Source organism: Thioalkalivibrio sp., assembly GCF_007692535.1.
Classification (GTDB): Bacteria; Pseudomonadota; Gammaproteobacteria; order Ectothiorhodospirales; family Ectothiorhodospiraceae; genus Thioalkalivibrio.
In genome coordinates this window covers 1-9,292 of the sequence record NZ_REBW01000207.1, presented here as the reverse complement: position 1 = coordinate 9,292, position 9,292 = coordinate 1, and the positions used below count along the sequence as shown (strand labels likewise).

Annotated in this window: 8 protein-coding genes; 4 read left to right on the top strand and 4 right to left on the bottom strand. The window is 66.1% G+C overall.

Annotation, left to right across the window (positions count from 1 at the left end; all coding sequences use genetic code 11):
• Window positions 1–17 precede the first annotated feature (17 nt).
• Genes dnaQ through EA346_RS11980 form a run of 3 tightly spaced genes read right to left on the bottom strand, consistent with a single transcriptional unit; the run spans window position 18 to window position 1,929 of the window.
• The gene (gene dnaQ / locus EA346_RS11990) at window positions 18–728 is read right to left on the bottom strand and encodes a DNA polymerase III subunit epsilon (protein WP_296758888.1); all 711 of its coding nucleotides are present in this window, start codon (window positions 726–728) and stop codon (window positions 18–20) included.
• An 11-nt stretch (window positions 729–739) separates the two neighbouring features.
• Entirely contained in the window at window positions 740–1,207 is a 468-nt protein-coding gene (rnhA, locus tag EA346_RS11985) for a ribonuclease HI (RefSeq protein WP_296758890.1), read from the bottom strand.
• Window positions 1,204–1,929 carry a hypothetical protein gene (locus EA346_RS11980; protein ID WP_296758886.1) on the bottom strand — a complete coding sequence of 242 codons (726 nt, stop codon included), beginning with the start codon at window positions 1,927–1,929 and terminating at the stop codon, window positions 1,204–1,206. The genes rnhA and EA346_RS11980 overlap by 4 nt, the downstream gene beginning before the upstream one ends.
• Here EA346_RS11980 and EA346_RS11975 point away from each other — a divergent pair.
• Both EA346_RS11975 and EA346_RS11970 read left to right on the top strand, forming a co-directional pair.
• Window positions 1,928–3,499: a LysM peptidoglycan-binding domain-containing protein gene (locus EA346_RS11975; protein ID WP_296758884.1), complete on the top strand. Its 1,572-nt coding sequence runs from the start codon at window positions 1,928–1,930 to the stop codon at window positions 3,497–3,499. The two genes, EA346_RS11980 and EA346_RS11975, sit on opposite strands and share 2 nt — an antisense overlap.
• A 229-nt stretch (window positions 3,500–3,728) precedes the next feature.
• A complete protein-coding gene (locus tag EA346_RS11970) occupies window positions 3,729–4,526 on the top strand; it encodes an enoyl-ACP reductase (RefSeq protein WP_296758882.1) in 798 nt (265 codons plus the stop codon).
• A 147-nt stretch (window positions 4,527–4,673) separates the two neighbouring features.
• Here the strand turns inward: EA346_RS11970 and EA346_RS11965 are convergent, their stop codons facing one another.
• Complete coding sequence (locus tag EA346_RS11965) at window positions 4,674–6,578, bottom strand: SurA N-terminal domain-containing protein (protein ID WP_296758879.1); 1,905 nt, start codon at window positions 6,576–6,578, stop codon at window positions 4,674–4,676.
• Window positions 6,579–6,833: 255 nt separating this feature from the next.
• Here EA346_RS11965 and EA346_RS11960 point away from each other — a divergent pair, with 255 nt between their 5' ends.
• Both EA346_RS11960 and EA346_RS11955 read left to right on the top strand, forming a co-directional pair.
• Entirely contained in the window at window positions 6,834–7,253 is a 420-nt protein-coding gene (locus EA346_RS11960; RefSeq protein WP_296758877.1) for a secondary thiamine-phosphate synthase enzyme YjbQ, read from the top strand.
• 234 nt (window positions 7,254–7,487) lie between these two features.
• Window positions 7,488–9,002, top strand: a complete 1,515-nt coding sequence (locus tag EA346_RS11955) for a GGDEF domain-containing protein (RefSeq protein ID WP_296758875.1) — start codon at window positions 7,488–7,490, stop codon at window positions 9,000–9,002.
• Window positions 9,003–9,292 lie beyond the last annotated feature (290 nt).

The window sequence follows — 9,292 nt, the reverse complement described above, 5'->3', positions numbered from 1 at the left end:
GATTGCGGGGATATCGTTCAGCCAGACAAGCGCCGCCATTGGCAGGAGCCGCCCGACGACTGGTCCAGCAGGACCAGCAGATCGTCGTGTTCCGCGCGTTCTTCCGCACTGGGCTCGATCACGCGCAGGGGCACACTCGGGCCCCGCGCCCGCACCGGCACCGAGAGACTTGCCGGATCCGGGCCCTCCCGTTCCAGGCTCAGCGTGACCTGGCCGCCGGTCATGGCCAGGTAGACGTCGGCGAGCAGGCCGGCATCGAGGACCGCACCGTGCAGCACGCGCCCCGAAGCATCGATCTGGTAGCGCTTGCACAGGGCGTCGAGGGAATTACGGCTGCCCGGGTGCATCCGTCGGGCGAGCACCAGCGTGTCCAGAATTCCGCAGACGTCCTCGATACGGCGCACCCGCGCCTTGGCCCGTCTCAGCTCGTGGTTGATGAAACCGACGTCGAAAGGCGCATTGTGGATGACCAGTTCCGCGCCATCGACGAAATCCAGGAAGCGATCGACCACCTCGGCGAACCGCGGTTTGCCCAACAGGAACTCGTTGCTGATCCCGTGCACCTCGATCGCCCGGGGGTCGATTTCGCGGTCCGGTTGCAGGTATTCGTGCAACCGCTCCCCGGTCACCCGTCGGTTCACGACCTCCAGACAACCGATCTCGATGATGCGGTGTCCTTCCGAGGGCTCCAGCCCGGTGGTTTCCGTATCGAGCACGATCTGTCGCATGGGCCGCCTCTCTATCCGCCTGGAACCGGTTTGTCGCCCGCCAGCATCTCATCGATGGCCCGGTTCGCCAAGCGGTCGGCGCGCTCGTTCTCGGGGTGGCCGGTGTGACCGCGCACCCAGAACCACTCGACCTGGTGGCGCTGGGCCTGGGCATCGAGTTGCTCCCAGAGATCCTGGTTCTTGACCGGCTGGCCGCTGGAGGCGCGCCAGCCCCGCCGCTTCCACCCCGGCAGCCAGGACGTGATGCCCTGCTTGACGTACTGCGAGTCGGTGAGCAGCTCCACCCGGCAGGGGCGCTTCAGGGCTTCCAGCGCGCGGATCGCTGCCATCAGCTCCATCCGGTTGTTGGTCGTCTCGGGCTCCCCGCCGTAGAGATCGCGTTCCCTGCCGCCAAACCGCAGTACCGCGCCCCAGCCGCCGGGACCCGGATTGCCCCGGCAGGCGCCGTCGGTGAAGATGTAGACCACATCGCCGCCTATGCCCATTGTGAGGCCCCGCCCGGTCGAACGGACAGACGCGACCAGCGCAGACGCGAACCTCGCGGCGGCAGCGGGGCTGCGTCCCGACGCCTTGCCACCGTCAGGACGCAGCTGCCCAGGAACGGCAGCCATGGCGCTGCCAGTGCATCGACGCGGCCCAGGCGGCGATGGAGCGACTGTGGAAGCTGCCCGGGCAGCAGGCTCAGGGTCCGTTGGCGGCGGACGCCCAGGCCGGCCTGTTCCAGCCACCGGCGATAGACCCGGCGCTGCAGCCCGACAGGCAAAAAGGTCCCGAGGCTGCTCGCCCCGGCCGGCGGACACGCATTGATTTCCAGCAGGAACAGGTGCCCCTCGGGCGCGAGCACGCGCGCGGCCTCTGCGATCACCGCGTCGGGGCCGACGGAAGACACCCCTGCGTGGGCCACCAGCACGCAGGAGAAGGTGTCCGAAGCCAACGGCAGCCGGTCCGGCTCGGCATGAAGCCCGGCACTCCCGGAGCCCACCTGTACCGTCCATGCCGCCCCGGTCCATTCGGGGCGCACCAGCGGGACGGGGGCCAGTTCCAGAAAGGAATCCCGGAAGCGCAGCGGACACAGCGAGCCGAGTTCACGGCGGAGCAACTCCAGCACCCGGTGTCCCTGCATGCCGGCGTACCAGTCGCGCAGACAATCGGCCCGAAACGCTTGGTGAAATGCCTTCTCTGCTCTATCCTTCAGGTCCATGATTATCCGGCTTCTTCCTCTACCCTTCGTCCTGCTGGCCACCGCCCTCCTGGGCACCGGCTGCAGCCTGCATGATCCGGCGAAGACCGCGGCGTCCGGGGACACTCACGGGCTTTCCACAGGCGCGGAGCGGAGCACCGCCCAACGACCCGCACCGGCCCTGTCGCGCGATGCGAGCCGCGCCCTCCGGCAGCCGGTCATGAAACCCGAAGACGCCCCCGACATCTGGACCCGTGCCCGGTTGGGATTCGCGATGACCGAGGCGCTGGATCATCCCCGCGTCGCAGTCTACATCGAGCATTACCGCCGAAACCCGAACATCATCACAGTATCTTCCAACAGGGCCAAGCCCTTCGCCTACTTCATCCTGACAGAGATCGAGCGCCGCGGCCTGCCGGGCGAACTCCTCCTGCTCCCGATCGTGGAGAGCGGCTACGCGGCCGACGCCACTTCCCCAGGGATGGCGGCGGGAATCTGGCAATTCATCCCCAGCACCGGCGAGCACTTCGGCCTGATCCAGGACGACTGGTACGACGGCCGACGCGACGTCTATCAGTCCACCCATGCCGCCCTGGATTACCTGGAAAGTCTGCACGCGCGCTTCGGCGACTGGTATCTGGCACTGGCCGCCTACAATTTCGGACAGGGTAATGTGGCCCGGGCCATGGCTGCAAACGCCGCGGCCGGCCGCCCCACCGACTACTGGAACCTCCAACTCTCGAGCGAGGCCATGTCCTACGTGCCGCGCCTCCTGGCACTGCGCGCGCTGATCGAACAACCCGCGCGCTACGGCATCGCGGTACCGAAACTCGCGAACAGGCCCTATCTCGAGCCCGTACAGCTGGGTCGGCAGGCCGACCTCGAATACGTTGCGGAACTCGCCCGCATCGAGGCGCGGGAAGTCCTCCAGCTGAACCCGGGCTACCGCAGGGCCATCACGCACCCGCACGCGGCGCAGCACCTGCTGCTGCCGGCGCCGGCGGCGCAGCGGCTGCAGTTGGCGCTGCAGCAGCGCGGCCCCGATTATCCGCTGGTGCGTTACTCCGAGTACGAGGTACGCGCCGGCGACAGCCTCGGCCGGATTGCCCTGCAGCACGGCGTGACCGTGGCCGAACTGCGTGGGGTCAACGGCCTGAACGGGGACATGATCCGGATCGGACAGCAACTGCGGGTTCCCGTTTCCGGTGCAACCGTGACGGCCCATCCCGCGCCAGGCCGGGCCGTCGCCCCGTCAGACTGGCAATATACCGTGCAGTCCGGCGACAGCCTCTGGACCATCAGCCGGCAGTACGGCGTGAGTATCGCCAGCATCCGGGAACGGAATGACCTGGCGGTCAATGCCACGCTGCAGCCGGGACAGGTGCTCAAGATTCCGCAGGATCAAGCCGAGGGGACCTTGCGCCGCGTCGAATACCAGATCCGGCCCGGCGATTCCCTGGGCATGATTTCGCGCCGCTTTCAGGTCGATATCGATGATGTGCAGCGCTGGAATGCGCTGAATGGCGACGGCATACGCGCCGGCGAGACGCTCACCCTCTACGTTGCTGCCAATCTCGCCGTCGACGGCTGATTACCGGGCCGCCGACGACGCCCGCCGGCAAGCGAGTTCCCGTTCCAGGCGCCGCAGGGAGGTGCGCAGCGTACGGAGATGTGGTCGCACACCGGTCACATGGGTATGATCGCAGTCGGTTGCACGCGCTCCGGTCCCGTCGCGAATCCTGTGGCGACACCGGTCCCGGCCGCAGGCAATGACTGTGGCCACCGCGGAGCAACATCCATATCGACACGAGGAGGACTGCATGGGGTTTCTGAAGGGTAAGCGCGCGTTGATCGTCGGTGTCGCCAGCAACCGGTCCATCGCCTACGGCATCGCCGAGGCCATGCGCCGTGAGGGTGCCGAACTGGCCTTCACGTATCAGAACGAGCGCCTGCGCGAGCGCGTGGAGAAGATGGCCGCCGCGTTCGACTCGGACATCTTCGTGCCCTGCAACGTCGAGAGCGACCAGGAGGTCGAGCAGGTCTTCGAGCGCCTGGACGATTACTGGGACGGCCTCGATATCCTCGTGCACTCCGTGGCCTTCGCCCCCAAGGAACAGCTCGAGGGCGACTTCCTCGACAACATCACCCGCGACGGTTTCCGGATCGCCCACGACGTCAGCTCCTACAGCCTCGCAGCGATGGCCAAGGCCGGACGGGGCATGATGAAGGACCGCAACGCGTCGATCCTGACGCTGAGCTACCTGGGTGCGATGCGTGCCATGCCCAGCTACAACGTGATGGGCCTGGCCAAGGCCAGCCTGGAGGCGAACGTCCGCTACCTCGCCTACACCCTGGGGCCGGAATCGACCCGGGTCAATGCCGTGTCCGCGGGGCCGATCCGGACCCTGGCGGCAGCAGGCATCGGCGACTTCCGCCGCATCCTGGACCACGTCGAGACGAACGCGCCGCTGCGTCGCAACGTCACCATCGAGCAGGTCGGCAACGCAGGCGCGTTCCTCTGCTCGGACCTCGCGGCCGGCATCACCGGCGAGGTGATGCACGTCGACTCCGGCTTCAACATCCTTGGTCTGGGTCCGGGCGAGGTCGGCCTGGACTGATCCCCGCCAGCCTTGGATTGCGGGAGCTTGCTCCCGCTTTCTTACGCAGGGTCAGCCCGATCGCCGAAAGCGGCGGCGAGCCGCCGCAGTCCGGAGACGCTACGCGCCGCCCGGTCCTTGGAATGCGGTGGCCGCTACTGATCGCCCCTACTCGAGGTTCTCCGGATAACGCCGGATCTTGGCCTCCGATTCCAGCCAGGCGAGGTAGGCTCGCATCTCCGCGCCCGAATAGGCGATCTGCAGGTCGTCAATGACCCTGAACAGATCCACCACGGCCTCGTCGGGTTCGAGCATCTTCACCGCCTCCAGGACAACCACGGCGTAGTCGCCGTCAGCCAGACGCAACCCGCTCTTCCGAACCGCGTCGTCCCGCGGGGCGGGCATCTGGAAGAGATGATTCATCAATGCCCTGGGCAGATCGACATCCTCCTCCGGGCCGGTGGCACGATTCACGGAGACCGACTGGACCCAGTTCTGCGGCTCCTGCTCGGCAAGTTCAGTGACGGTCCTTCCATTGGCCAGGGCCTCGAGGACAGCCTCGCCCTGCTCCCGCGCGGCCTGCGCGGCCGCGTCCTGCTGCAGGATTTCAACGATCTCACCGGCCACCTCGTCGAGGGGGAGCACCCTGGGCTCCTGCCGCTCCTCGACCCGCAACACAACGGTGCTCCCATCGGGAAGATCCACCGGCTCGCTGTTGCGACCGTCACGGCGCACGGGCGTACTAAAGGCCGCCTCGCGAACCGGACGGAACCGGGCCACCCCGTCACCGGACTCAAGGGTGAACCAGTCGGTGGTGCGGATCTCGAGACCCGTCGCGCGTGACGCCGGGCCCAGGCTGTCCGGGTTCTCGAAGCTCTGGGCCAGCAGGTCGTCCAGCACCTGGATCTGGCGCTGCTCGGCACGCCGGTCACGGAGATCCAGCTCGACTTCATCCCGCACCTCCTCGAAGGGCTGTGCGCGCGACGGCTCGATATCGGTCACTTCCACCAGATGCCAACCAAGCCGGGTCTGTACCGGCTGGCTGATCAGGCCCTCCGGCAACGAGAAGATCACGGTCTCCAGGATCTGATCCAGGTCACCCCGCGCGATCTGTCCCAGTTCGCCCCCGCGGTCCGCCGACAGGCGATCGTCGGAGTACTCGGTTGCAAGCTCGGCGAAGTCCTCGCCGGCGTCGATGCGCTGACGAAGCTCGCGCACCCGGGCCTCCGCATCGGCAGCGTCGTGGTCGATCAAAATCTGCCGCACCCGGCGCAGTTCCGGCTCGGCATAGCGCTGCACGTTCACCTCGTAGTGTTCGCGCACATCCTCCTCGGTGACGTCGATTCTGGCCTCGATGGCCTCCGGATCGAGCCGCAGGTAGGCAATCTGCAAACGCTCGGCCGTCGTGAAGCGATCCGGGTTCTCGCGGTAGAACGCCTCGACCGCGTCATCCCCGACCACGTCGGGACGGTCGAAGTCCGCTGCGGCAAAGATCCGCCAACTCGCGACCCGGATCTGGTTCCGCAGACGCGCGAATTCGGTCGCCTTGTCCATCGGGGGATCCCCGCTTGCCTCGATCGCCTGCTGGATCTGCGCCAGCACGATCGACTGCGCCATGTCGCGCTCGAAATCCCCGGGGGATATGCGCTGGGCCTCCAGCACCGTGCGGTAGCGTTCGGGACTGAAGCGCCCGTCTTCCAGGAAAGCGGGGATGCCACGAATCTCGCGGATCACGCCACGCTCCGAGGCGCGAAAGCCCGCGTCCTCGGCAGCCTTGCGCAGGAGTTCACGCTGGATCAGGGCCTCCAGCGCGGCATTGCGGATCGCGCGCTCATCGAAGACGTCCGCAGGAATTTCTCCGCCGAACATGCGTGCGAGCTGTTCGCGCTGGGCTCGGGTCTCCTGGTGCACGATGCGAACCGGGATTTCCTGCCCGTTGACCTCGGCCGCAACCAGCGGCCCTGCGCCACCGAAATACTCGCCCAGGCCCCAGAGGGCAAATGGAATGGCGATCAGGCCAATGATGACATAGGCAAGCCAGCCGGTTGCCTTGTCACGAATCGATTGCAGCATCGTATCTCCGCCACGTGTCAGAAAGTGGTCAAGCGAGCATGATAACAAGAGCCCAGGATCAGGGATATCCACAGGCTCCGAGCGCCGGAACCCGCGCCCAGTGGCAGCGGACCTGGCTTCGGGGTAGGCTCCAGCCACGGCCATACGCCGAGGGTCTCGAGGTTCTGCTCCGGAAACCGTGGAGACACGTCAACCCAGTCATATCCTCTGACCCATGAAGCGCCGAATCATTCAACCCCGCCCCGGAGGATTGCGATGCGCCAGGCCACCCATACACTGACGCTGCAAACGACTGGCAAGGGTCTGTACGAGTGCACCCCCGCGGTTGCGACCTGGGTCCGCGACAGCGGGATCGAGGCCGGCCTGCTGACGCTCTTCGTCCAGCATACGTCCGCCAGCCTGCTGATCCAGGAAAACGCCGACCCCGATGTCCGGGAAGACCTGGCAGATTTCTTCACGCGCCTGGTTCCGGAGGAGACGACGACGTACCGCCACCGGTCGGAAGGACCCGACGACATGCCCGCCCATGTGCGCAGCGCCCTGACCCAGACCCAGCTGAGTCTTCCCGTCGACGGGACACGACCGGTTCTGGGCACCTGGCAGGGCATCTTCCTGTTCGAGCACCGAAGCGCACCGAACCGGCGCCGTATCGTTCTGCATCTCATTGGCGAGTAGACCCGGCCAGGGCGCAGGCTGCAGCGAAGATCCTGGGCGGAGCACCTTGGGAGCCCCGGTCCAGCGCATGACCCGGCATCGCCGCACAAAATTTCATTGACCGAAGGGGCCGGGGAGGTTAATTTGCAAATATTAAAAAACGCCAATTTGTGCGACTGATGATGGTGTTGGGTTCGCCACCTTCGGATAAAAAAGTCAAACGACGGGCGGGACTGACGACAGAAAGACATCACCATGACGCCCAAAATCCGCACCGCCCTCGAATACTGTCCCAACCTGCCGAGCCCCCCGGGAATCGCAATTGCGATCGTCGAACTGGGCCGGGATCCGAATGTCGATCTCACGTCGCTTGCGCGCCTGCTCTCGAAGGACCCCGCCCTCGCCAGCCGCGTACTCCGCGCGAGCAACTCCGCCCTGTATGCCCAGCGCCGCCGCAGCCACAACCTGCGCCAGGCCATGGTCGTTCTCGGCCTCAACGCCACGATGACCATGGCGCTGAGTTTCTCACTCGGTGACATGCTGAACGGCGAAACGGGTACTGCCCGGGGCATCAACCGATATTGGCGCCGGGCGCTGATCTCTGCATCGGCGGCCAGAATGATCAGCGAGATGGTCAAACTGCAGGACCACGAGGAGGCCTTCCTGGCCGGACTGCTGCAGGACATCGGCGTCCTGGCGCTCGACGCGGCGATTCCCGAGGACTATCGCCCGTTGCTCAGGGACACGACGGGGCATGATCAACTGCTCAGTGCCGAGCGGGAACAGCTGGGCTCGGATCATGGTGAAGCGGGTTCGTGGCTGATGCGCCATTGGGGCCTGCCCGAGCGCCTGGCACCGATCGCTTCCATGGCGCATGACCCGTTGAATACGCGGATACCCACGGACACCAGGGTGTTCGTCAAGTGTATCGCGGTCGCCGGCCAGATCGCCGACCTGTATCTGGACCACGAGGATCGCGACGCCGCGACCGAGCAGCTCGCCCGCAGTGCGTGGCGCCTGCTCGGCATGGATGGAGCGTCGCTGGAGACGCTGCTGGCGCGGGTTTCCGAGGTGCTGCCCGACGTCGCCGGCCTCTACGACACCGAGGTCATCTCCGCGCGGCAGGCCGCCGGCGTCACCGACCAGGCGCGCGAGATTCTCGCGATCCGGAATCTCCACCTGATACAGCAGATTTCCGAGCAGCAACGCCAGGTGCAGGACATGGAAGACGTGACCCAGCACCTGCGCGAGACCGCGAATCGCGATGCGCTGACCGGACTCCAGAACCGACGCCGCTTCGATGAGGTCCTCGAGACGGAATTCCTGCTCGCGAGCGAGAACAGCTGGCCGCTTACCATGGCCTTCATCGACCTGGATCACTTCAAGGGGATCAATGACACGCATGGCCATCTGGTTGGCGATGCAGTCCTTTCCAGCACCGCGCGCATCCTCACACAGCATCTGCGCAAGCGCGATTTCGTCATGCGCTATGGTGGGGACGAGTTCGTCGCCCTGCTTCCGGGCACCGGGCTAGAGAATGCCCGCGGCGTCTTCGAACGGCTCCGCGAGGCGATCGTGTCACAGGTGTACGAGGGCTCCAGGGGAGCGTCTTTCCACTCCACGGTGTCGATCGGCCTGGCCAGCCACATGGACGGACCACGCCGCGTGGCAAGCGCAATGGATCTGGTCCGCGCTGCCGACCGTGCGCTCTACGAAGCCAAGGGTGGCGGGCGCGACCGCATCGGCATCGACGCGAGCACGGCAGCCTGATAGCCGCCCACAGGGAGAAACCACTCCACGCCCCGCGTGCCACCGGTCAGCCCGCCGCCGCATCCTGACACTGGATTCGATGGAGCTCGGAACCATGATTGATTCGCAACACATCTACCGCGAACCCCCGTCGTTCCTGTACCTTTAACGTGAAAGTCACAGCACAGTAGGTCGGGTTGGCGCAGCGTAACCCGACGAGGTCCCGGGGACGACGCTATTTTGCGCCCGTGGGTGGGGTGCGAGGCCCGTCGGGTTACGCCCTTTGGGCTAACCCGACCTACAGTTTGCGG

Excerpts from the sequence above, each read along its gene's own strand:
- dnaQ (WP_296758888.1), bottom strand. The coding sequence starts at position 728 with ATGCGACAGATCGTGCTCGATACGGAAACCACCGGGCTGGAGCCCTCG.
- EA346_RS11975 (WP_296758884.1), top strand. The coding sequence starts at position 1,928 with ATGATTATCCGGCTTCTTCCTCTACCCTTCGTCCTGCTGGCCACCGCC.
- EA346_RS11980 (WP_296758886.1), bottom strand. The coding sequence starts at position 1,929 with ATGGACCTGAAGGATAGAGCAGAGAAGGCATTTCACCAAGCGTTTCGG.
- EA346_RS11970 (WP_296758882.1), top strand. The coding sequence starts at position 3,729 with ATGGGGTTTCTGAAGGGTAAGCGCGCGTTGATCGTCGGTGTCGCCAGC.
- EA346_RS11965 (WP_296758879.1), bottom strand. The coding sequence starts at position 6,578 with ATGCTGCAATCGATTCGTGACAAGGCAACCGGCTGGCTTGCCTATGTC.
- EA346_RS11960 (WP_296758877.1), top strand. The coding sequence starts at position 6,834 with ATGCGCCAGGCCACCCATACACTGACGCTGCAAACGACTGGCAAGGGT.
- EA346_RS11955 (WP_296758875.1), top strand. The coding sequence starts at position 7,488 with ATGACGCCCAAAATCCGCACCGCCCTCGAATACTGTCCCAACCTGCCG.